This window comes from Streptomyces prunicolor (genome assembly GCF_045162825.1).
Classification (GTDB): Bacteria; Actinomycetota; Actinomycetes; order Streptomycetales; family Streptomycetaceae; genus Streptomyces; species Streptomyces prunicolor.
On sequence record NZ_CP108676.1, the window covers coordinates 2,760,930 to 2,782,273 of the forward strand.

At 71.0% G+C, this 21,344-nt stretch carries 22 protein-coding genes; 8 read left to right on the forward strand and 14 right to left on the reverse strand.

The annotated features are described in order from the left end of the window. Positions 1-336 precede the first annotated feature (336 nt). Positions 337-1,068: a VIT1/CCC1 transporter family protein gene (locus tag OG588_RS12440; RefSeq protein WP_405947334.1), complete on the reverse strand. Its 732-nt coding sequence runs from the start codon at positions 1,066-1,068 to the stop codon at positions 337-339. A gap of 290 nt (positions 1,069-1,358) precedes the next feature. Here OG588_RS12440 and OG588_RS12445 point away from each other — a divergent pair, with 290 nt between their 5' ends. From OG588_RS12445 to OG588_RS12475, 7 genes are all read left to right on the forward strand, one after another. Next, complete coding sequence (locus OG588_RS12445) at positions 1,359-2,450, forward strand: ADP-ribosylglycohydrolase family protein (protein WP_405947335.1); 1,092 nt, start codon at positions 1,359-1,361, stop codon at positions 2,448-2,450. 239 nt (positions 2,451-2,689) lie between these two features. Then, positions 2,690-4,135 carry an ADP-ribosylglycohydrolase family protein gene (locus tag OG588_RS12450; protein ID WP_405953105.1) on the forward strand — a complete coding sequence of 482 codons (1,446 nt, stop codon included), beginning with the start codon at positions 2,690-2,692 and terminating at the stop codon, positions 4,133-4,135. An 8-nt stretch (positions 4,136-4,143) separates the two neighbouring features. Beyond that, positions 4,144-5,346, forward strand: coding sequence for an ADP-ribosylglycohydrolase family protein (locus OG588_RS12455; RefSeq protein ID WP_405947336.1), 1,203 nt, complete (start codon positions 4,144-4,146; stop codon positions 5,344-5,346). Beyond that, positions 5,334-6,698: an ADP-ribosylglycohydrolase family protein gene (locus tag OG588_RS12460; protein ID WP_405947337.1), complete on the forward strand. Its 1,365-nt coding sequence runs from the start codon at positions 5,334-5,336 to the stop codon at positions 6,696-6,698. The genes OG588_RS12455 and OG588_RS12460 overlap by 13 nt, the downstream gene beginning before the upstream one ends. Further along, positions 6,695-7,588, forward strand: coding sequence for a ribokinase (gene rbsK / locus OG588_RS12465; RefSeq protein WP_405947338.1), 894 nt, complete (start codon positions 6,695-6,697; stop codon positions 7,586-7,588). The genes OG588_RS12460 and rbsK overlap by 4 nt, the downstream gene beginning before the upstream one ends. Further along, positions 7,585-8,787: a CaiB/BaiF CoA transferase family protein gene (locus tag OG588_RS12470; RefSeq protein ID WP_405947339.1), complete on the forward strand. Its 1,203-nt coding sequence runs from the start codon at positions 7,585-7,587 to the stop codon at positions 8,785-8,787. The genes rbsK and OG588_RS12470 overlap by 4 nt, the downstream gene beginning before the upstream one ends. Continuing rightward, a complete protein-coding gene (locus tag OG588_RS12475) occupies positions 8,784-9,596 on the forward strand; it encodes an HpcH/HpaI aldolase/citrate lyase family protein (RefSeq protein ID WP_405947340.1) in 813 nt (270 codons plus the stop codon). Before OG588_RS12470 ends, OG588_RS12475 begins: the two co-directional genes overlap by 4 nt. Positions 9,597-9,653: 57 nt before the next feature. Here OG588_RS12475 and lgt read toward each other — a convergent pair whose 3' ends face one another. The 11 genes from lgt to hisI form a co-directional block, all read right to left on the reverse strand. Beyond that, on the reverse strand, positions 9,654-10,646 hold the full coding sequence (gene lgt, locus OG588_RS12480) for a prolipoprotein diacylglyceryl transferase (RefSeq protein ID WP_405947341.1): 993 nt from the start codon (positions 10,644-10,646) through the stop codon (positions 9,654-9,656). 103 nt (positions 10,647-10,749) lie between these two features. Next, the gene (locus tag OG588_RS12485) at positions 10,750-11,529 is read right to left on the reverse strand and encodes a DsbA family protein (RefSeq protein WP_405947342.1); all 780 of its coding nucleotides are present in this window, start codon (positions 11,527-11,529) and stop codon (positions 10,750-10,752) included. Positions 11,530-11,662: 133 nt separating this feature from the next. Next, a complete protein-coding gene (trpA, locus tag OG588_RS12490; RefSeq protein WP_405947343.1) occupies positions 11,663-12,478 on the reverse strand; it encodes a tryptophan synthase subunit alpha in 816 nt (271 codons plus the stop codon). Then, on the reverse strand, positions 12,475-13,764 hold the full coding sequence (gene trpB, locus OG588_RS12495) for a tryptophan synthase subunit beta (RefSeq protein WP_405947344.1): 1,290 nt from the start codon (positions 13,762-13,764) through the stop codon (positions 12,475-12,477). Before trpB ends, trpA begins: the two co-directional genes overlap by 4 nt. Before the next feature lie 59 nt (positions 13,765-13,823). After that, the gene (gene trpM / locus OG588_RS12500; protein ID WP_374195669.1) at positions 13,824-14,036 is read right to left on the reverse strand and encodes a tryptophan biosynthesis modulator TrpM; all 213 of its coding nucleotides are present in this window, start codon (positions 14,034-14,036) and stop codon (positions 13,824-13,826) included. A gap of 22 nt (positions 14,037-14,058) precedes the next feature. Then, positions 14,059-14,868 (reverse strand): indole-3-glycerol phosphate synthase TrpC, encoded by an 810-nt coding sequence (gene trpC / locus OG588_RS12505; RefSeq protein WP_352183724.1) that lies wholly within the window; start codon positions 14,866-14,868, stop codon positions 14,059-14,061. 126 nt (positions 14,869-14,994) lie between these two features. After that, positions 14,995-15,450 carry a DUF2752 domain-containing protein gene (locus OG588_RS12510; RefSeq protein WP_019062276.1) on the reverse strand — a complete coding sequence of 152 codons (456 nt, stop codon included), beginning with the start codon at positions 15,448-15,450 and terminating at the stop codon, positions 14,995-14,997. A gap of 106 nt (positions 15,451-15,556) precedes the next feature. Then, complete coding sequence (locus OG588_RS12515) at positions 15,557-15,805, reverse strand: HGxxPAAW family protein (RefSeq protein ID WP_043258776.1); 249 nt, start codon at positions 15,803-15,805, stop codon at positions 15,557-15,559. 233 nt (positions 15,806-16,038) lie between these two features. After that, entirely contained in the window at positions 16,039-16,683 is a 645-nt protein-coding gene (locus OG588_RS12520) for a TIGR02234 family membrane protein (RefSeq protein WP_405947345.1), read from the reverse strand. A gap of 52 nt (positions 16,684-16,735) precedes the next feature. Continuing rightward, on the reverse strand, positions 16,736-18,214 hold the full coding sequence (locus OG588_RS12525; protein WP_405947346.1) for an anthranilate synthase component I: 1,479 nt from the start codon (positions 18,212-18,214) through the stop codon (positions 16,736-16,738). Between the two features lie 11 nt (positions 18,215-18,225). Then, complete coding sequence (gene hisI / locus OG588_RS12530; RefSeq protein ID WP_405947347.1) at positions 18,226-18,660, reverse strand: phosphoribosyl-AMP cyclohydrolase; 435 nt, start codon at positions 18,658-18,660, stop codon at positions 18,226-18,228. 105 nt (positions 18,661-18,765) lie between these two features. Between hisI and OG588_RS12535 the strand changes: the two genes are divergently transcribed. Continuing rightward, entirely contained in the window at positions 18,766-19,401 is a 636-nt protein-coding gene (locus OG588_RS12535; RefSeq protein WP_405947348.1) for a TIGR03085 family metal-binding protein, read from the forward strand. A 24-nt stretch (positions 19,402-19,425) separates the two neighbouring features. Here the strand turns inward: OG588_RS12535 and OG588_RS12540 are convergent, their stop codons facing one another. Then, positions 19,426-20,667, reverse strand: coding sequence for an MFS transporter (locus OG588_RS12540; protein ID WP_405953106.1), 1,242 nt, complete (start codon positions 20,665-20,667; stop codon positions 19,426-19,428). 31 nt (positions 20,668-20,698) lie between these two features. Then, on the reverse strand, positions 20,699-21,286 hold the full coding sequence (locus tag OG588_RS12545; protein ID WP_405947349.1) for an ArsR/SmtB family transcription factor: 588 nt from the start codon (positions 21,284-21,286) through the stop codon (positions 20,699-20,701). Between the last annotated feature and the right edge of the window lie 58 nt (positions 21,287-21,344).

Consider the following 21,344-nt stretch of genomic DNA (forward strand, 5'->3'; position numbering starts at 1 on the left):
CATGGGCATAGGGACGACGTTGGCCCTCTGCGAGTTAGCGCAAAATTTCGTGCAGGTTACATGATGGAACGGTTCTCGGGAACCGGATACTCCGTTCCAACATGCGGACGCCACGGGGTCGCGGCGGTGCACCGCACAAGCGGTGGAGGTGAAGGGGACCAAAGCGGACAGATCGATGTCCGTCGGTCCATGGCAGAGGGAGCGTCGTAGCCCATCCCGCGGGTGCGCCGCGAGCGTCATTGCCCACAGCGCTTACGGCTCATGCCCAGTGGTTAAGCGTTCGAAACCAGCGAGTAACGGCTACTTATGCGACCCAACGCATAAGTGCGCGTCGAGCTATCCTACGACCGTTCCGAACAAGGCGCCCAGGGCGTACGTCACACCGGCCGCCGCACCCCCCAGCGCGAGCTGTCGCAGCCCGCTGAACCACCAGGTCCGCGCGGTCACCCGGGCCACCACGGCACCACATCCGAACAACCCGACGAGCGCGAGCAGCAGCGCCGGCCAGAGCGCGGTCGCCCCCAGCAGGAACGGCAGTACGGGAAGCAGCGCCCCCAGCGCGAACGCCCCGAAGGACGAGACGGCGGCGACGAGCGGCGAGGGAAGATCCCCGGGATCGATCCCCAGCTCCTCGCGGGCATGTATCTCCAAGGCCTGCTCGGGATCACGCGAGAGCTGCCGGGCGACTTCACGGGCGAGCGCGGCCTCGACGCCACGACTCTCATAGAGGGAGGCGAGCTCGGTCTCCTCGTCCTCCGGGTGCTTGCGCAGCTCACGCCGCTCGACTTCGAGCTCGGCCTCGACCAGCTCGCGCTGGGAGGCGACGGAGGTGTACTCGCCGGCCGCCATGGAGAAGGCGCCGGCGGCGAGTCCGGCCAGCCCGGTGATGACGACGGTCTGGTGACTGACGGCGCCGCCGACGACACCGGTCATCAGGGCGAGGTTGGAGACGAGACCGTCCATGGCGCCGAACACGGCGGGGCGCAGCCAACCGCCGTTCACATCGCGGTGGGTGTGGTTGTCGCGGTGCGCTTCGTGGAGCGTCGCCTCGGTCTCGATGATGGCCATGCGGTGATCCCCCTGGAGGTTCAAGAAACTAAGGAAAGGCTAACTTTAGACATGTTCTACTCTTCGACAACACTCAACATACGGTTTCCATTTCCCGCCCACCAGCAAGGAAAGGCTGGGCTAACCTGCACCTTTACCCTCGAACGCTCATCCGTGCGTCATACCAATCAGATGTCGACCGGGTGACGCCGCGCTCCGTCAGGCTCTGCCGAAGGCCTCCCGTGGGAGACATCCGCAAAGGGTTCCGCGCCCCGAGGCGCCCTGAGGGAACCCCGTAGGAGAGGCCGCGTATGGCATCGATCGCCTGCATTCCCCCGGTCCCGGCGCCCAAGAACGCCACCGAACTCCGCGAACGAGCGCGCGGCGCGCTGCTCGGCCTGGCGGTAGGGGACGCCCTCGGGGCACCAGCAGAAAACATGAAGCCTTCGGAGATCCGCGCCCGTTGGGGCCGCATCACGGGCTACGTCGCGGAGAACCCGGCGGGCACGGACGACACGGAGTACGCGATCTTTTCGGGCCTCCTCCTCGCCCGCCACGGCTCGGCCCTCACGCCGACCCACGTGGAGGCGGCCTGGCACGAGTGGATCGCGGACCGCGACGAGGGCCCGTTCCGGGGAGCGGGCTTCAGCGAACGCGGCACCCTGGAGAACCTCCGCCGGGGCCTGGCCGCCCCCATCTCGGCACAACACCGCCACGCCTGGAGCGACGGCCTGGCGATGCGCGCGGCCCCCTTCGGCGTCTTCGCGGCGGGCCGCCCGGCGGAAGCGGCCCGTCTGGTGGCGATCGACGGTTCGGTGAGCCACGAGGGCGAGGGCATCTACGGCGGCCAGGCGGTCGCGGCGGGCGTGGCGGCGGCGATGGCGGGAGCGCCGACGATCGCGGTGGTGGCATCAGCCCTGGCCGTAGTCCCCGACGACTCCTGGACGGCCCGCTCCCTACGCCGAGCGGTGGCGGTGGCCCACCGAGGCGAACGAGCGGTCCGCTCCGCGGTGGTCATCGGCGGCTACCCCTGGACCGACCTGGCCCCCGAGGCGGTGGCTCTGGCCTTCGGCGCATACGCGGCAGCGGACGGCGACTTCGTCGAATCGGTCCTCACCGCGGTGAACATGGGGCGGGACGCGGATACGACGGCAGCGGTGGCGGGGGCGTTGGCGGGCGCGACCCGGGGCGCATCGTCGATCCCGCCCGACTGGGCATCGGCGATCGGTCCCGCGCGGGGGAGTTGCCTACCGGCGATGGCTGGTCACCATGTGCTGGATATCGCGGAGTTGCTGGTTCCGGGGGAGGGCGGGAAGTGGGGCACGGGGGGCGCGGTCCGACGGGATCCGCGGGAGCAGCGGGAGTACGTGCTGGCTGCGGATGAGGATGAGGTGCAGCTGTGAGGCGTGAGGAGAGCGGGAGCAACGGGGTGGCGCGGGACGCGCAACGGACTGAACCTGCGGTCGCTGGGGGCGAGTTCGCCGGGCAGGGGCTGCCCACGCCCAACGTCCCGCTCGGCCCCGAGCCGCTCCAACGCGCAGCTACTGACGGCGAATCCGCCCTGCGGGAACCGCCTGCGGCCACCGATGGCGAACCCTCCCCATGTGGGCGTCCCGCATCGGGCCCCCATCGCCACCCCAAGCTGCTTCAACTCCCAGCCGTCGACGGCGGATCCGCCTCGCGACAACCACCCACACCCGCCTACGGCGAACGCGCCCCACAAGGACGACCCGCCTCCAGCCCTCGTCTCCACCCCACCCTGCTCCACCTCACGTCCGCCGAAGGCGAATCCGCCGCGCACAACCCACCCGCACCCACTTCCCACCTCCACGCACCCCACCCCACCCCACTCAGCCGCACAGCCGCCGACGGCGAATCCGCCCCACAGGGGCCACCCGCACCCGACGACGAGAGTTGTACGGGCGGTGCGGGTGGGAGCACAAAGGCCGATGGCGAAGCCGAGGCCGTCAAAAAGGCCCGCCGTATCGAGGGGCTGCTCCTCGGGCTAGCCGCAGGTGATGCCGCCGGTTGGCCCGCCGCACGGCACCGCGCCGCTCGTATGCCCGAGTGGACCCGCCGCCTCACCCGCGAGCTGGACACCTTCGCCGAACAGAACGCGACCACCACCCTCCCCGTCCCCATCGCCCTGAACCAACCCCCCGAGCCCCTACGCCTGGGCCCCTCCGACGACGCCGAATGGGCGGCGTTCGCCGCAGAAGCCGTACTACGAGCCGGCGACGACACAGTCCTCGGCGACCTGAGCCGCGAACGCCGCACCCGCGCCGCGATCGACCTCACCTGGAACGCCATCGCCAGCGAGGTCGCCGCCGCAGCGGACCGCGCCCCGGAAGTCGAGTCCGCCGTACTCCCCCTCCGCGCCCGCATCTCGGTAAGGGCAGGCCTGGGAAACCTCGCCGCAGGACTCCGCCCACCCGCCACAGGCCACGACAACCCCCACTACTTCGACGACGCGGCCTGCGTAAGAGCCTGCGTCCTGGCAGTAGCGCACCCCGGTGACCCCCAACGCGCCGCCGCCCTCGCCGAGTTCGACGCCCACTACACCCAGGACGGCGACGGAGTCCACGGCGCCAGAGCCATGGCCGCGGCCCTCGCACTCGCCCTCGTCGGCGCGGACGTGGACGACTGCGTGGCAGCCGCACTCGCCGAACTCCCCGAAGCCACCGAGATCGGCCGCAACGCCCGCCACGCCCTGAAGTTGGCCCAGGACAGCGAGAACGCCTTCGCCCTGATCCCCCTCCTGGAACACCAGATCGTCGACCACGTCTACAGCTACGGCATCGCAGCCGCCGAAACAGTCCCGGTAGCCCTGGCCCTGGCAACAGCAGCCCGCGGCCGTATCGCGGAGGCGGTCCCGGCCGCAGCCTGCCTCTCCCGGGTAGCCGACTCGGCCCCGGCCCTGGCAGGCGCCCTCACCGGAGCACTGAGCGGCGGCCAGGCGATCCCATCGACCTGGCGGGAAGCCTGCCGCACCCTCTCCGGCTGCGCACTCCCCCGCCTCACCGGCACCGACCTCGTGGAACTCGCCGAACTCCTGGAAGCCACACAACCGGCGCCACCAGGAGGATGATTCGGTGCATGGCACCTAAAAAACCCAAAGAATCCAAACAGCCCAAACAACCTGAAGAAACAGAAACCAGCCTCGAAGAGAGGATCACCGGAGCCCTGGTGGGCGCCGCCGTCGGCGACGCCCTCGGCGGCCCCGTAGAGGGCTACTCCCCCGACCAGATCCTCGAACGCCACACCGGCCGCGTGCACGGCATCGTCGGCCCCTGGAACGGCGAAGCCTGGCGCACCGCCCGCCCCATCGCCCCGTACCACAAGGGCGACGGCCACGTCACCGACGACACCTTGATGACCCACGCTCTCGTACGGGTCTACGCCCAGGTCCGCGACCACCTCGACGCCTACTCCATCGCCGACCACCTCGTCCCGGACCTGATGCAAACCCCGCGCTGGATCCCGGAGTTGGAGGCGGAAGCCATCCCCCTCCAGCGCATCTTCCTCGCCGAGAAATGGCTCGCGACCCGCCTCCACTACGGCCACATCGACCCCCGCGAAGCAGGCGTCGGCAACATCGTCAACTGCGGTGCCGCGATGTACATGGCCCCGGTCGGCCTGGTCAACGCGGCCCATCCGGCGGCCGCTTACGCCGAGGCTCTGGACATCGCGGGCGCACACCAGTCGTCGTACGGCCGAGAGGCAGCCGGTGTCTTCGCCGCGGCCGTATCGGCAGCCTGCGTCCCGGGCGCCACCCCGGACTCGGTCGTGACCGCCTGCCTCGCCCTGGCGAAGGACGGCACCCGCACCGCCATCGAGAAAGTCTGCGAAGTAGCCTCCCGCTACTCGGACTTCGAGTCGGCCCTGGTCCCCCTGCGGGAGGCGATCGCGCCGTACGACACGGTCGGCCCCGACTACCGCGCCCCGTCCCTGGATGCCCGCCGCCCCTCCCGCACCAAGGCGATCGAGGAACTCCCCGTAGCACTCGGCATGTTGGTGGTCTCCGGCGGCGACTACCGCCACGCGGTGCTGGGTTCGGTGAACTACGGCCGGGACTGCGACTCGATCGCGACGATGGCCGGCGCGGTGGCCGGCGCCCTCGGCTCCACGGTCCCGCAGGACTGGTCGAAGACGGTCGCGGAAGCCAGCCGCCTGGACCTCTGGGAACCAGCCACAACCCTCACCGCCGTCACCCACGAGCTCTTCGAGCGCGATGTCCTCCGACGCCGTGCCCACGAGGCGGCGTTCACCGAGATCGGAGGGCTGCGGTGCTCCGACTGACCTGGGTCCAGCCGGAGGACCTGCTCGGCCACGAGCTGCACCAGGCCGCCCAGGACGGACGCGAGCCGTCCGCGATCGCGGCACGCTGGCGGGCGGCGGGCGGTGCGGAAGCCCCGGAACGGGCGGGCGCGTCGGACCGACCCCCCACCCGCTACCTCCGGTTGCTCGCCGAGGACCTGCTGGACGAACTGGCCGACCTCCCCAGCAGGTTGGCGGACCAGGAACCCACCGACCTGGCACGCATCAGATCCCTCTGCCCCAACTGGCCCACCCCACAAGCCACTTCACCACATCTCCCACCCCGTCCAGCCCGCCTCCAGGCCGCCTGGCTGGGCCGCGCCGTCGGCTGCCTCCTCGGCAAACCCGTCGAGAAGCTCCCCCTCGACGGCATCCGCCAACTCGCCCGCGCCACCGGCAACTGGCCCCTCAACACCTACTTCACCGCCCGTGGCGTCCCCGCCGAACTCCTCGCCGCCCACCCCTGGAACCGCCGCTCCGCCCCCACCTCCCTGGCCGAGAACATCGACGGCATGCCCGAGGACGACGACCTCAACTACCCCCTGTTGAACCTCCTGTTGCTACAGCGCCACGGCAAGGACTTCACCACCGCCGACGTGGCGAAGCTCTGGCTCGACGAACTCCCGGCAGGCCGCACCTTCACCGCCGAACGCATCGCCTACCGCAACCTCCTCACCGGCCTTGAACCCCCGCGAACGGCCCGCCACCGCAACCCGTTCCGCGAGTGGATCGGCGCCCTGATCCGCGCCGACGTACACGGCTGGACCAACCCCGGAAACCCCACCGCGGCGGCCGAACAGGCCCACCGCGACGCCACGTTGACCCACACCGCGAACGGCGTCTACGCGGCGATGTTCACGGCGGCCACCATCGCCACCGCGACCACCGGCACCCACGACATCCATACCTGCCTGCGCACCGGACTGACGGTCGTCCCGCCCAACTCCCGCCTCGCCAAAGCGATTCGCCACGCCCTCCAACTGGCCAGGAAACACCGGGACTTCGACACGATCGTGGACGAACTCCACGCCACCTACTCCTCCACCCACCACTGGGTCCACGCGATCCCCAACACCGCCCTGATCGCCGCCGCCCTCACCCACGCGGACGGCGACTTCACCGGCTCCATCTGCCGTGCGGTGTCGGGAGGTTGGGACACCGACTCCAACGGCGCGACGGTCGGCAGCATCGCCGCCCTTCTCTCGGACACCGCGCTCCCCGACCGCTGGACGACCCCGCTCAAGAACCGACTCGCCACCTCCGTAGGCGACTTCAACGGCATCGGCTTCGACACCCTCGCCCGGCTCACCCATCAGGAGACCGCCCGCCCATGACCCTCATCGCCGTGCTCGGCAGCACGAACATGGACCTCGTCGCCTACGTCGAGAAGGCCCCGCAGCGCGGAGAGACCGTGACGGGACGGGAGTTCCGCACGATCCCCGGCGGCAAGGGCGCCAACCAGGCGATCGCCGCGGCCCACGCGGGCGCCGACGTCACCATCATCAGCGCGGTCGGCAACGACGCCTACGGCGCCCAACTCCGGTCCACCTTCGAGCACTCCGGCGTCGACACCGACCATCTGCGCACCGTCGAGGGCCCGTCCGGCACCGCGCACATCGTCGTGGACGACGAGGGCGGCAACGCGATCGTCGTCATCCCCGCCGCCAACGGCACCGTCGACCACCTCGCCCCCGGCGACGAGGGCATGATCGCCACGGCCGACGCCCTGCTCCTCCAACTGGAGATCCCGCTCGCCGCGGTGATCGCGGGCGCGGAGGCGGCCCGCCGCCACGGCGTCCGTACGATCCTCACCCCCGCACCCGCCCAGCCCCTGCCACCCGAACTCCTCGCCGCCGTCGACGTGTTGATCCCGAACGAGCACGAGGCCACCGCCCTCACCGGCCGCACCGACCCGCGCGAGGCCGCCGCGGCCCTGCTCGACCAGGTGCCCGAGGTGATCGTCACCCTGGGCGCGGCGGGCAGCCTGTACGCGGCCCGGGGCGCCGAACCACTCACCGTTCCCGCGCCCCGAGTGACCGCCGTGGACTCGACCGGCGCGGGCGACACCTTCGTCGGCGCGCTGGCGGTGGCACTCGCCGAGGGCCGTCCGATGCGGTCCGCGCTGACCTGGGCGGCAGCGGCTGCGGCGCTGTCCGTGCAGCGGCCCGGGGCGACGGCGTCGATGCCGTTCCGCGCGGAGATCGACAAGCAGTACGCCTCATGACCGGGACGACGACCACAACTCCCCTGTCGGGCCTGCGCGTTCTCGACCTCGCGACGCTCTTCGCCGGTCCCCTCGCCGCCACCATGCTCGGCGACTTCGGCGCCGAGGTCATCAAGGTCGAGCACCCGACCAAGCCGGATCCGTCCCGGGGCCACGGCCCCTCGAAGGACGGCATCGGCCTCTGGTGGAAACTCCTCGGCCGCAACAAGCGCACGATCGCCCTCGACCTGTCGAAGCCGGGCGGACGCGACACCCTGCTCCGCCTCACCGCCACCGCCGACGTGATCATCGAGAACTTCCGCCCCGGCACCCTGGAGAAATGGGACCTCGGCTGGGCCGAACTCTCCGCCGCCAACCCGCAGTTGGTGCTCGCCCGGGTCACCGCGTTCGGCCAGTTCGGGCCCTACGCGCACCGCCCCGGCTTCGGCACCCTCGCCGAGGCGATGAGCGGCTTCGCCGCGATCACCGGCGAACCGGACGCGCCCCCGACGCTCCCGCCGTTCGGCCTCGCCGACTCGATCGCGGGCCTGGCGACGGCGTACGCCGTGATGACGGCCCTCGCCGCCCGCGACCGCACCGGCGAAGGCCAGGTGGTGGACATGGCGATCATCGAACCCATCCTCACCGCGCTGGGCCCCCAACCCCTCTGGTACGACCAGCTCGGCCACGTCCAGCCCCGCACCGGCAACCGCTCCCAGAACAACGCCCCGCGCAACACCTACCGTACGGCGGACGGCAGTTGGGTCGCCGTCTCCACCTCGGCCCAGTCGATCGCCGAGCGCGTGATGCGCCTGGTCGGCCGCCCGGAACTGATCGACGAACCCTGGTTCGCGACGGGCGCGGACCGGGCCCGGCACGCCGACATCCTGGACGCGGCGGTCGGCGACTGGATCGCGCAACGCACCCGCACCGAAGTGCTGGCCGCCTTCGAGAAGGCGGAGGCGGCGGTCGCCCCCATCCAGGACGTACGGGACGTCATGTCGGACCCGCAGTATCAGGCCCTCGACACGATCACCACCGTCGACGACCCCGAACTCGGCCCCCTCCGCATGCAGAACGTCCTCTTCCGTCTCTCCGCCACCCCCGGCGCGATCCGCTGGACCGGCCGCCCCCACGGCGCGGACACCGAGACAGTGCTGTCCGAACTCGGCCTGACCGAAACCGAGTTGACCACGCTCCGCCAGGAGGGCGCCCTGTGACCCCGCACCCCCTGACCTGGCTCTACGTCCCCGGCGACCGCCCCCCGATCGTGGCCAAGGCCCTCACCGCCGGCGCGGACGTGGTCGTCGTGGACCTGGAGGACGCGGTAGCCCCGGACCGTAAGGCCTACGCCCGCGCGGCCACGGCGGAACTCCTCTCCGAGCCCCAACTCGACGTCCACGTACGCGTGAACGCCCTGGACACCCCCTGGGCCGCCGACGACCTCCGCGCGCTCACACCCCTCCCGGGCGTGTCCGGCCTACGGCTCCCGAAGGTCACGTCCGCCGAGGACGTCGTAGCCGTAGCGGAAAAGGCCCGCGACCTCCCCCTGTACGCCCTCCTGGAGACGGCCCTCGGCATCGAGCGGGCCTTCTCGATCGCCGCCGCGCACTCCTCCGTGCACGGCATCGCGCTCGGCGAGGCGGATCTACGGGCCGACCTGGGCGTACGCGACGACACCGGCCTGGACTGGTCCCGCTCCCGGGTGATCGTCGCCGCCCGGGCGGCAGATCTGCCACCACCACCTCAGTCCGTCCACCCGGACATCCGCGACCTGGAGGGCCTGGCCGCCTCCTGCGCCCACGGCCGCGCCCTCGGCTTCCTGGGCCGCGCGGCGATCCACCCCCGTCAACTCCCGGTCATCGAGAGCGCGTTCCTCCCGACGAGCGAGGAGATCGAACAGGCCGAGACGATCGTCAAGGCGGCCATGCGGGAGGAGGGCGCGCAGGCGCTGCCCGACGGCCGGTTCATCGACGCGGCGGTGGTGGCTGCGGCGCAGCGAACGCTCGCGTTGGCGCGCCGCACCTGAACGCGATGAGGGCGCCCCGTGAAACACGGGGCGCCCTCATCGTCGTAGAACCGGCCGTCAGCCCTTCTTGGCCGACTCGGCCTCGTCTTTCTTGAGGTCTACTTCTTCTGCTTCTTCCGTACTGTCGGCGTCTTCCTTCGCTGCCGGAGCGTCGGACGCCGGCTCTTCCTTGTCCGCCGACTCGCTGTCACCGTCGGTCTCACCGCCGGATGCATCCGCGTCCGCGTTGATCTCCGTGTCCGGCTCGACGATCTCTTCGCGGCCCGGGCGCTTCTTCGCCGAGATCACGAAGTACGTGACCGCGAGCAGGAAGACGATCATCGCGGTCCAGTCGTTCAACCGGAGGCCGAGGATGTGGTGGGCGTCGTCGACGCGCATGTACTCGATCCAGCCGCGGCCGACGCAGTACGCGGCGACGTACAGCGCGAACGCCCGGCCGTGGCCCAGCTTGAAGCGGCGGTCGGCCCAGATGACGAGGAAGCCGACACCGATGCACCACAGGGACTCGTACAGGAAGGTCGGCTGGTAGTAGCCGGGGACGCGGCCGTCCGTCGAGGACGTGATGTGCAGCGCCCAGGGGAGGTGGGTCTCGCGGCCGTAGAGCTCCTGGTTGAACCAGTTGCCCCAGCGGCCGATGGCCTGGGCGAAGGCGATGCCGGGGGCGAGGGCGTCGGCCCAGGCGGGGAGCGGGATGCCACGGCGGCGGCAGCCGATCCAGGCGCCCACCGCACCGAGGGCGATCGCGCCCCAGATGCCGAGGCCGCCCTGCCACACCTTGAAGGCGTCCACCCAGTCGCGGCCCTCGCTGAAGTACAGCTCGTAGTCCGTGATCACGTGGTAGAGGCGACCGCCGACGAGACCGAACGGCACGGCCCAGACAGCGATGTCGGCCACCGTCCCGACCTTGCCGCCGCGGGCGACCCAGCGTTTGTTGCCGAGCCAGACAGCGACGAAGACGCCGATGATGATGCAGAACGCGTAACCGCGCAGCGGAATGGGGCCGAGGTGGATGACCCCGCGCGACGGGCTGGGAATGTAGGCAAGTTCCATGGCAGGGTCGACGCTACCGTGCCGGACCGCGACCACGGCAAGCGGCCCGGCTACGGCTCCATAACGGGCCGGTATGAAAACCGGCCCGCCCGCTTACCCCTTGTCAGCCCTTGTTCGCCGCCTGGACCAGCTGCTTCAGCTTCGCCGGGGTCATCGTCTGGTCGGCGTAGATGTTCTTGCCGTCGAAGAGGACGGTCGGGGTGCCGGTGAATCCGCCGGCCTGGAACGCGGCGGCCGACTTCGTGACCCAGCTGTCGTGCGTACCGCTGTTGACGCACTTCTGGAAGGCGGGCGTGTCCAGACCCTTCACCTTGCCCGCCAGCTCGATCAGCTTGGCGTTGCTCGCGTAGGCGTCGTCCGTCTCCTTGGGCTGGTTCTCGTACAGCACGTCGTGGAAGTCGCGGAACTTTCCGGCGTCCTGGGCGCAGGCCGCCGCGTTGGCCGCGCGCTTGGAGCCGGTGCCGCCGAGGTTGCCGTCGATGATCGTGACCAGGTGGTACTGCACCTTGAGCTGCCCGGAGTCGGTCAGCTCGTGGAGTGTGGAGCGGTACGCCGTCTCGAAGGCCTGGCAGGCCGGGCAGCGGAAGTCCTCCCACACCGTGAGCGTCGGCTTGGCGCTGTCCTTGCCGACCTGGATCGCCAGGCTGTCCTTGCCGGTCGCCCCGGAGGGCGCGACGAGGGGGCCCGCCTTGCTGCTGCCGCTGTCGTCCTTGCCGTGGTTCGCGGCGAGGACGCCGACCACCGATGCAAGACCCAGCACGCAGACGACGCTCGCGGCCACGATCAGCGTGCGCCGCCGCCTCTCCGCGGTCTTCTGCTTCTCACGCTCGACCGCCAGCCGCTCGCGGGCGGTGCGCTTTCCGTCACGGTTCTTCTCGCTCACACCCGCAGAACGAACCGGGGAGGCGCAGCGCGCCTCCCCGGTCCCAGGTCCACCCATACGAGGGACCAGTTGTTCTGTTATTCCGGTTGTTCCGTGACGCTATGCCGGTTGCTCCGTGACGCCTGGCGCTCTGTTACGCCTGTCCGCGCACGCCCTTCGCGAGGTCGGCCGCGAGTGCGCGGACCGCCTCGACGCCGGCCGCGTCGTCCGGCGCGTCCAGCATCCCCTTGACGAAGGCCGAGCCGACGATCACGCCGTCCGCGAAGCGGGCCACCTCGGCGGCCTGCTGGGCGTTCGAGACCCCGAGCCCTACGCACACGGGCGTGTCGGTGGTGGCCCGGGTGCGCTCGACGAGATCCTGCGCCTGCGCGCCCACGGACGCGCGGGTGCCGGTGACGCCCATCAGCGAGGCGGCGTAGACGAAGCCGGTGCCGACCTTGGTGATCTCGGCGAGCCGGGCGTCCTTGCTGCTGGGCGCGACCACGAAGACCGTGGCGAGCCCGTGCTTCTCCGCGTGCTCCCTCCACAGGCCCGCCTCCTGCACGGGCAGGTCGGGCAGGATGCACCCGGCGCCGCCCGCCTCGGCCAGCTCGGCGGTGAAGCGCTCGACTCCGTAGCGGTCGATCGGGTTCCAGTACGTCATGACGAGGACGGGCTTGCCGGTCGCCGCGTGCGTCTCGCGGACCGTGCGCATGACGTCCGCGATCTTGACGCCGCCGCGCAGGGCGATGTCGTCGGCGGTCTGGATGACGGGGCCGTCGAGGACGGGGTCGCTGTGCGGCAGACCCACCTCGACGATGTCCGCGCCGCCGTCGAAGGCCGCCTTGATCGCCTCGATACCGCCGTCCACGGTCGGGAACCCGGCCGGGAGATAGGCGATGAGCGCGGCCCGTCCGTCGGCCTTCGCGGCGGCGAGGGTGTCGCTCAACAGCTGGATGTTGCCGCTCACTTGGCGTCCCCCTCGATCTCCGCGACGTCGGCGGTGTTCGCCGCGACTTCGGCATCGGCACTGGTGTCGTACAGGCCGAAGTACCGCGCGGCCGTGTCCATGTCCTTGTCGCCGCGCCCGGACAGGTTGACGACGATCAGCCCGTCCTTGCCCAGCTCCTTGCCGACCTCCAGCGCACCGGCGAGTGCGTGGGCGCTCTCGATGGCCGGGATGATGCCCTCGGTGCGCGACAGCAGGCGCAGGGCCTGCATCGCCGCGTCGTCGGTGACCGCGCGGTACTCGCCGCGGCCGCTGTCCTTGAGGTAGGAGTGCTCGGGGCCGATGCCGGGGTAGTCCAGTCCGGCCGAGATCGAGTACGGCTCGGTGATCTGGCCCTCCTCGTCCTGGAGGACGTAGGACCGGGAGCCGTGCAGGATCCCCGGCTCACCGGCGGTCAGCGTGGCCGCGTGCTCGCCCGTCTCCACGCCGTGCCCGGCGGGCTCGCAGCCGATGAGGCGTACGTCCGCGTCCGGGATGAAGGCGTGGAAGAGGCCGATGGCGTTCGAACCGCCGCCGACGCACGCGATGGCCGCGTCGGGGAGGCGTCCGGCGCGCTCCAGGATCTGGCGGCGGGCCTCGACGCCGATCACGCGGTGGAAGTCGCGGACCATGGCCGGGAAGGGGTGCGGGCCGGCGACCGTACCGAAGAGGTAGTGCGTGCGGTCGACGTTGGCGACCCAGTCGCGGAACGCCTCGTTGATCGCGTCCTTGAGGGTGCGGCTGCCGGACTTCACGGCGATGACCTCGGCGCCGAGCATACGCATCCGGGCCACGTTCAGCGCCTGGCGCTGGGTGTCGATCTCGCCCATGTAGATGGTGCATTCGAGGCCGAACAGCGCGCAGGCGGTGGCGGTCGCGACGCCGTGCTGGCCGGCGCCGGTTTCCGCGATGACCCTGGTCTTGCCCATGCGCTGGGTGAGCAGGGCCTGGCCGAGGACGTTGTTGATCTTGTGCGAGCCGGTGTGGTTCAGGTCCTCGCGCTTGAGGAAGATCCTCGCGCCACCCGCGTGCTCCGCGAAGCGGGGCACCTCGGTGAACGCGCTTGGCCTGCCGGTGTAGTTGAGGAGGAGGTCGTCCAGCTCGCGGGCGAACTCGGGGTCGTGCTTGGCCTTGTCGTACTCGACGGCCACCTCGTCCACGGCGGCTACGAGGGCCTCCGGGATGAACTTGCCGCCGAATGCGCCGAAGTAGCCCTCGGCGCTGGGGATTTGACCGTCGGGGTCTGGGATGAAGAACTCGCTGGGCATGCGGAAACCTCACGGTGAGTGTTTGTTGAGACACTAAGCGCCGTGGGGGCGGGGGTTGTTCAGATGGCTGCGGGACCGTTGTGGCTGGTCGCGCAGTTCCCCGCGCCCCTGAAGGGGCGCCATCGCATGCCGTTTACCTGTCCAGGCTCGTCACCGATGACGTAACGCACTCGCCGGCCGTGAACCCGCCTGGCGGGCGCGCGGCAGCCACGGGGGCGGCAGCCGCGCGCGAGGCGGGCGTACCGGTCCATGGGCGTCAGGGTGATCGTCATCGGAGGAAACCCTACCGCTCGATCAGCCGCGGCCGTGTCGCAGTGCGGGGTGTTCGCCCGCCGCCACCAGATCCGAGACCGCCGACTTCGGGTCGCGGCCGGTGACCAGGGACTCGCCCACCAGGACCGCGTCGGCGCCTGCGTTGGCGTAGGCGATGAGGTCGTGGGGGCCGCGGACGCCGGACTCGGCGATCTTGACGATGTGGGCCGGGATCTCGGGGGCGACGCGCTCGAAGGTGCCGCGGTCGACCTCAAGGGTCTTGAGGTTGCGGGCGTTGACACCGATGATCTTCGCGCCGGCGTCGACCGCGCGGTCGACCTCGTCCTCGTCGTGGACCTCGACGATCGGCGTGAGGCCGATCGACTCCGCGCGCTCGATGAGGGACTCCAGGGCGGGCTGGTCCAGGGCCGCGACGATCAGCAGCGCGAGGTCGGCGCCGTAGGCCCGGGCCTCCCAGAGCTGGTACGACGTGACGATGAAGTCCTTGCGGAGGACCGGGATGTCCACCCGCGCGCGGACGGCCTCCAGGTCGGCCAGCGAACCGCCGAAGCGGCGCTGTTCGGTGAGGACGGAGATGACGGCGGCGCCACCCGCCTCGTAGTCAGCCGCGAGGCCCGCCGGGTCGGCGATCGCGGCCAGCGCGCCCTTGGAGGGGCTGGAGCGCTTGACCTCGCAGATGACCTTGACGCCGTCACCGCGCAGCGCGGCGACACCGTCCTTGGCAGCGGGAGCCTTCGCCGCGCGCTCCTTGAGCTCGTCGAGGCTGACGCGCGCCTGCCGTTCCGCCAGGTCGGCACGGACTCCGTCGATGATCTCGTCGAGCACACTCACGCGAGCGGCCCCCTTCCGGACGGTGGAAAAGCCATGGTCACATCTGACCTCGATGGTATCCGGAGGAAGGCGTAGCCCTCGCATCCGGTTGACGCCGGTCCCACTACCTGGACATCCGTCGATTGATCAAGGGTGTAGCCAGCCACCGAACGGCAGGTTCCGGACAACCGTGAAGACCAGCACCAACGCGCCCAGAGTCCACAGCTGGACCCTGCCGAGCTCGATCCGCGCGGACCGGCCACGCGCCGCACGGACCACCCAGACGGTCCATACGACCGTGAAGGCCAGATAGCCCACTACGGCGATCGCGTTGTCCTGGAGCGCGGCGAGGAAGTCGCCGTGGATGAACTCGTGCGCGCTGCGCAGGCCGCCGCAGCCGGGGCAGTACAGGCCGGTGAGGGCGTACAGGGGGCAGACGGGGTAGTGGCCCGGCTGGTTCGGGTCGACCGTGCCGACGTAGGCGAAGGCTCCGGCTACGGCCGCGAGGACGCCCGCGGGCACGGCGACGCGGTTCAGCACGGAGGCGGAACCGGGGGCGCGCGTCTTCGGCACGCTCTGGCTGTCGGCGTTCACGTCTCGCATTGTGCCCCCTGGCCCTTTCATACGGCACGCGCGCGTGAGGGGCGGTTCCCGGTGCTCCCGGAACCGCCCCTCCACGAAGTGGTGGCCGACAGCTACTGCCTACGGCTCAGCTGTCGGCGTGCGCCGGCTTGGCGAGCAGCTCGGTCAGGTCCTTGGGACGGTCCTTGGGCATGCCCATTCCCATCGCGCTCATGACCCAGCCGACGATGCCGCCGATGACCGCGATCGCCATACCGGCCCAGAAGCCGATCGGCTGCGCCATGACCATGAAGGCGCCGCCGACCAAGAAACCGATGAAGATGATGGTGGTACCGGTCCAGGCGGCCAAAGTGTGACCGTGGCTGTTGCCCGCCATGACGTGCTCCTCGTTGCTGTGTACGTGTGTGAGCAGACGCTCACGCTTCATTGTTCCGCACGCGAGCGGAAGCGATGCTCCGGGGTGGCCCGTGTCCTCTGCGGTTCGGCAGTGCCCCGTAAGGGGCGCGGGGCTGTGTCCATTTGCGGCTCCGCCGCGTGGGCGCGACCAGCCACGACGGCGCCGCAGCCGACCGACGGCCCGGCGCATCGCCTGCTCTCCCAGCGGAGCGCCTACGCGCTGGTGGGGTCCTCACCGCGGTCCAGGGCCTTCCAGATGTCCTCGGGACGATCGGGGTCCACCACAGGAGCCCGCCGGGGGCGAGGCGCGCCGTTGCGTTCGTAGCGGCCGGACATCGCGGGCCAGCGGCGGCCGTAGAACAGGGCGAGGAGGCCGGCCAGCAGGATCAGGCCGCCGCCCACCGCGGCGACGTAGGGCCAGGCGGTGTGGTCGAAGGCGTGCACGACGGACGAGGTGTCGCCGGAGGCCTGTGCGGCCTTGTCGTCGAGCGCGGAGCTGTCGGTGGCACCGAGGAGCGCCGCGGCGACGATGCCGGCGCCGGAGAGCGCGAGGAGGGCGGAGACCGCGAAGCGGCCCGTCCTGCGGACGGCGAAGACGGCGACGAGCGCGGCGAGGCCCACTATGGCGAGCGCCGCGGGCACACCCGTGACGTCGCTGCCCTTGACGGACAGCGGGAACGCGTCGCCGGCCACCGTCGCGGTCCCCATCGACCAGCGCTGACGGGTGGCCAGCAGTGCCACGGCCGCGCCGAGCGCACCGCTCAGCAGAGCCACGGCGAGGCTACGGCGGCCGGCGCGCGCGGCGGGGCCTTCGCCTTCGGAACGGGGGTGTGGAACAGCAGCAGTCACGTAGTCCACTATCGCTCGAACCCCGGGCGAACCGTCACCCGGGGTTCATATGACCCTCGTCCTATTGCCCGAGCCGGTTCGCCGTGTGCACGGCGCGGAGGACCGCCGCCGCCTTGTTGCGGCACTCCTGGTCCTCCATCTCCGGGTCCGAGTCGGCGACGATGCCGGCGCCCGCCTGGACGTAGGCCGTGCCGTCGCGGAGCAGGGCCGTACGGATGGCGATGGCGGTGTCGGAGTCGCCCGCGAAGTCGAGGTAGCCGACGCAGCCGCCGTACAACCCCCGCCTGGACGGCTCGAGTTCGTCGATGATCTGCATCGCTCGGGGCTTGGGCGCGCCCGAGAGGGTGCCGGCGGGGAAGCAGGCCGTCAGGACGTCGAAGGCGGTACGGCCGGGCGCCACGCGGCCGGTCACCGTCGAGACGATGTGCATCACGTGCGAGTACCGCTCGACGGACATGAAGTCGACGACCTCGACCGAGCCGGGCTCGCAGACGCGTCCCAAATCGTTACGCCCGAGGTCGACCAGCATGAGGTGTTCGGCGCGCTCCTTGGGGTCGGCCAGGAGTTCGTCGGCGAGGGCCTGGTCCTCCTGCGGGGTGGCCCCGCGGTGCCGGGTGCCCGCGATGGGGTGGACCATCGCGCGGCCGTCCTCGACCTTGACGAGGGCTTCCGGGGAGGAGCCGACCACGTCGAAGCCGTCGAAGCGGAACAGGTACATGTACGGGGAGGGGTTGGTCGCCCTCAGCACCCGGTATACGTCCAACGCGCTTGCCGTGCACGGGGTTTCGAAGCGCTGGGAGGGGACGACCTGGAAGGCCTCGCCCGCGCGGATGCGCTCCTTGATGTCCTCGACGGCCTCCTTGAAGTCGGGGCCGCCCCACAGCGCGGTGTACTCGGGGAGCTCGGAGGGCGGGAGCTGGGCGGGCGGCTGGGCCACCGCGCGGGAGAGGTCCGCCTCCATGGCGTCGAGGCGGGCGATCGCGTCCGCGTAGGCCTCGTCGACGCCGGAGTCGAGGTCGTTGTGGTTGATCGCGTTGGCGATCAGCAGGACCGAGCCCTCCCAGTGGTCCATCACGGCGAGGTCGCTGGTGAGGAGCATGGTCAGCTCGGGGAGCTTGAGGTCGTCGCGCTCGCCCGGGCCGATCTTCTCCAGGCGGCGGACGATGTCGTAGCCGAGATAGCCGACCATGCCGCCGGTGAAGGGCGGCAGGCCCTCCTGGTGGGGGGTGTGCAGGGTCTCGATGGTGGCACGCAGGGCGGCGAGCGGGTCACCGTCGGCCGGGACGCCGACGGGCGGGGTGCCGAGCCAGTGGGCCTGCCCGTCGCGGGCGGTGAGGGTGGCGGCGCTGCGGACGCCCACGAACGAATAGCGGGACCAGGAGCGGCCGTTCTCCGCGGACTCCAGGAGGAAGGTGCCGGGGCGCTCCGCGGCGAGTTTGCGGTAGAGCGCGACCGGGGTGTCGCCGTCGGCGAGGAGCTTGCGGGTGACCGGAATGACGCGACGGTCGGTGGCCAGCTTGCGGAACGTCTCGAGGTCCATGGCGGCTGACCCTACTGATCCGAGGCGGCGGTGCCGGAATCAGCACCTTCTTTAATAAGGCCTTCTTTGAAGTCTTCTTCGGGGTCCTCTTTTAGGAGCACGTCCGCGTCGAAGCAGGTACGGGCGCCGGTGTGGCAGGCGGCGCCGATCTGGTCGACCTTCACGAGGACCGTGTCGGCGTCGCAGTCCAGGGCGACCGACTTGACGTGCTGGAAGTGGCCGGAGGTGTCGCCCTTCACCCAGTACTCCTGGCGGCTGCGGGACCAGTAGGTGCAACGGCCTGTCGTCAACGTCCGATGCAGCGCCTCGTCGTCCATCCAGCCGAGCATGAGCACCTCACCGGTGTCGTACTGCTGGGCGATGGCGGGGACGAGCCCGTCGGCGCTCCGCTTGAGGCGGGCGGCGATATCGGGATCGAGGCTGCTGGGTGGGGGCGTGCTGGTCATGGGGCCATTGTGCCGCGCCCCACTGACAGTTCCGGCAGACGTCCACTGTGCGGACCGGCCGGGCGTCCACTGTGCGGACTCTCCCCGCGGTCGTAGGCTGACGGTATGTCGACCTTCGCCAAGCGTGAACGACTTCTGCTCGCCGATCTCCTGGAGACCGCGGGCCCGGACGCCCCGACACTCTGCGAGGGGTGGCGGGCCCGGGACCTGGCCGCACACGTGGTGGTGCGCGAGCGCCGCGCCGATGCCGCCGGCGGCATCATGATCAAGCAGCTCGCGCCGCGGCTGGAGCGGGTGATGACGGAGTTCGCGGCGAAGCCGTACGACGAGCTGATCCAGCTCATCCGTACGGGCCCGCCGCGCTTCTCGCCGTTCCAGCTCAAGCAGCTCGACGAGGCCTCCAACACGGTCGAGTTCTACGTCCACACGGAGGACGTACGGCGGGCGCAGCCGGAGTGGACTCCGCGCGAACTGGACCCGGTGTTCCAGGACGCCCTGTGGTCCCGGCTGGAGCGCATGGCCAGGCTGGTGGGCCGCAGTGCGCCGACCGGGCTGGTGCTGCGGCGCCCGGACGGGCAGACGGCGGTCGCGCACAAGGGGGCGCCGGTCGTGACGGTGACCGGTGAGCCCTCGGAGCTGCTGCTGTTCGCGCACGGGCGGCAGAGCGTGGCCAAGGTGGAACTGGACGGCGACGAGAACGCGATCGCCAAGCTTCAGGAGGCCAAGCAGCTGGGGATCTGAGCCCGCGGGTGTGAACAGGCCGGGTCAGTCGGGGAGTTCGGCGCGCCGCAGGTCTCGGACGCACAGGGCGATGACTCCGCCGAGACCGCAGACCACCGCGCTGACCACGAACACCGGGCCCGTGCCCCACGCCCCGATCGCCGCCGCCGACAGCGGCATGGTGAGCGGGGCGAGGCCGAGGCTGGCCAGGCTGGAGACGGCGGTGACGCGGCCGAGGTAGGCGGGGTCGGACCGGGTCTGCAGCAGGGCGCCGCACATCACGCCGCTGAGCCCGGCGAGCAACCCGATGAGCAGGGCGATGCCTACCGCCGCGAGGACGCTCGGGACGTAGGCGAGGGCGCCGATGGCGACGGAGCCCGCGATGAGCGACCAGCCGGCCACCTGCCCGGCGTGCGGAAGCCGGCCCCGCACGGTCAGCACCGTCGAGGCGGTCCCCGCGCCGACCCCGAACCCGGCGAGCACCCACCCCATCCCGGACGCTCCCCAGCCCCGCTGGTCGGCGAGCAGGGTCAGCCCCACGTTGAGCGGACCGGCGAACCCCAGGTCACCAAGGGCGATGGCCAGCATCAAGGGCGCGAGGACCCGGTGACCGCGGACGTACCGGAGCCCGGCGGCCAGGTCGCGCCACGCGGTGGTCGTACCGACGGCGGCCGTGTCGCCCGGCGACAGCTCCCGGACCCGTACCGAGATCAGCAGTGGCACCGACACCGCGATCAGCAGCCCGGCGATCCCGAACGCGGCCGTCGCGCCGCCGAACGCCACGGCGAGGCCGCCGAGCGGGGCGCCGAAGATGACGGCGAACCGGTACGCGAGGCCCCGCATGCCCTGCACCCGGGCGAGCTGTCCCTTGCCGGTGATGCGCGCGGGCAGCGCGCCCACGGCGGGTACGAAGACGGCGTCCACGATGCCGAAGACCAGGGCGAGCGCGGCGAGCGGCCACAGCCCCGGGCCGGTGAGGAACAGCAGCGCGGCCACCGCGAGCACGGCCGCGCAGCGCACCGCGTCACTGCCGATGACGACCCGGCGCGGACCGAAGCGGTCGGCGATCACTCCCCCGCCCAGCATCAGTACCGCGCGCGGCAGCGCGCTGACCGACATCACCAGGCCGGCCTGCGCCGGGGACCCGGCCTGTACGGCGGCCCAGGACAGGGCTACGTAGTAGACGCCGTCGCCGGCCATCGAGGCCGCGTAGGCGCCGAGCCAGCGTAGGACGTTGGGGTCGCGGTGGGCGGGTCTTTCGGTGGCTGTGCCGGGGGCTATGAGCATGGTGGGCACGGGAGTTCGTCCTCTCCGGGGCTCAGGCGCGGAACGGGAAGCCGTACAGGTGGATCGCGACGTTCTCCCGGCCCTGGGTGTCGCCCGCCTGCTCGGCGGCCCGCCCCCTGGCCTGGTACTTCTTGATCAGGGCGTCCAACTCGTGCCCCAGTTCGGCGAGTTCGGGCGCGTTCAGGCGTGGGAGGTACTCGCCATCGAAACCCGCCGAGCGCCACTCGTCGCTCCAGGACTCGGACTCGTCGAGGTGACGCCGGTACAGGTCGACACGTTGCTCCAGCAGCGCCCGCACGAGCGCCCCCTGGGTGGCGAGCTTCTCGGGCGCGTCCTTCACGTCCTCGTGCCGCACGATCAGGCTCTCGGCGGCGGTCCGCCACCAGCGCTCCCGGCCGTCACCGCTCTGCTGCCCGGCCTCCTCGATCAGCCCGTGCTCGGCGAGCTTGCGCAGGTGGTAGCTGACCAGCGAAACGGCCTCGTCGACCTGGTCGGCGAGCTGCGACGCCGTCGCCGTACGCGCCACGTACAGCGCCCGGTACAGCTTGAGGCGCAGCGGGTGCGCGAACGCCTTGAGCGTCCCCAGATCGGTGATGTTGCGGATCTCGTCCGAGGTCATGCACTCGACGTTAGATACAAAAGGAAAGTTGCGCAATATATTTTGCGCAACTTTCCTT

Coding starts and splice junctions, on each gene's coding strand:
- OG588_RS12545 (WP_405947349.1), bottom strand. CDS start 21,286: ATGACCTCGGACGAGATCCGCAACATCACCGATCTGGGGACGCTCAAG.
- trpM (WP_374195669.1), bottom strand. CDS start 14,036: ATGACGATCACCCTGACGCCCATGGACCGGTACGCCCGCCTCGCGCGC.
- OG588_RS12535 (WP_405947348.1), top strand. CDS start 18,766: ATGTCGACCTTCGCCAAGCGTGAACGACTTCTGCTCGCCGATCTCCTG.
- rbsK (WP_405947338.1), top strand. CDS start 6,695: ATGACCCTCATCGCCGTGCTCGGCAGCACGAACATGGACCTCGTCGCC.
- OG588_RS12470 (WP_405947339.1), top strand. CDS start 7,585: ATGACCGGGACGACGACCACAACTCCCCTGTCGGGCCTGCGCGTTCTC.
- OG588_RS12440 (WP_405947334.1), bottom strand. CDS start 1,068: ATGGCCATCATCGAGACCGAGGCGACGCTCCACGAAGCGCACCGCGAC.
- OG588_RS12455 (WP_405947336.1), top strand. CDS start 4,144: ATGGCACCTAAAAAACCCAAAGAATCCAAACAGCCCAAACAACCTGAA.
- OG588_RS12510 (WP_019062276.1), bottom strand. CDS start 15,450: ATGCGAGACGTGAACGCCGACAGCCAGAGCGTGCCGAAGACGCGCGCC.
- hisI (WP_405947347.1), bottom strand. CDS start 18,660: ATGACCAGCACGCCCCCACCCAGCAGCCTCGATCCCGATATCGCCGCC.
- trpB (WP_405947344.1), bottom strand. CDS start 13,764: ATGCCCAGCGAGTTCTTCATCCCAGACCCCGACGGTCAAATCCCCAGC.
- OG588_RS12525 (WP_405947346.1), bottom strand. CDS start 18,214: ATGGACCTCGAGACGTTCCGCAAGCTGGCCACCGACCGTCGCGTCATT.
- OG588_RS12515 (WP_043258776.1), bottom strand. CDS start 15,805: ATGGCGGGCAACAGCCACGGTCACACTTTGGCCGCCTGGACCGGTACC.
- lgt (WP_405947341.1), bottom strand. CDS start 10,646: ATGGAACTTGCCTACATTCCCAGCCCGTCGCGCGGGGTCATCCACCTC.
- OG588_RS12445 (WP_405947335.1), top strand. CDS start 1,359: ATGGCATCGATCGCCTGCATTCCCCCGGTCCCGGCGCCCAAGAACGCC.
- OG588_RS12540 (WP_405953106.1), bottom strand. CDS start 20,667: ATGCTCATAGCCCCCGGCACAGCCACCGAAAGACCCGCCCACCGCGAC.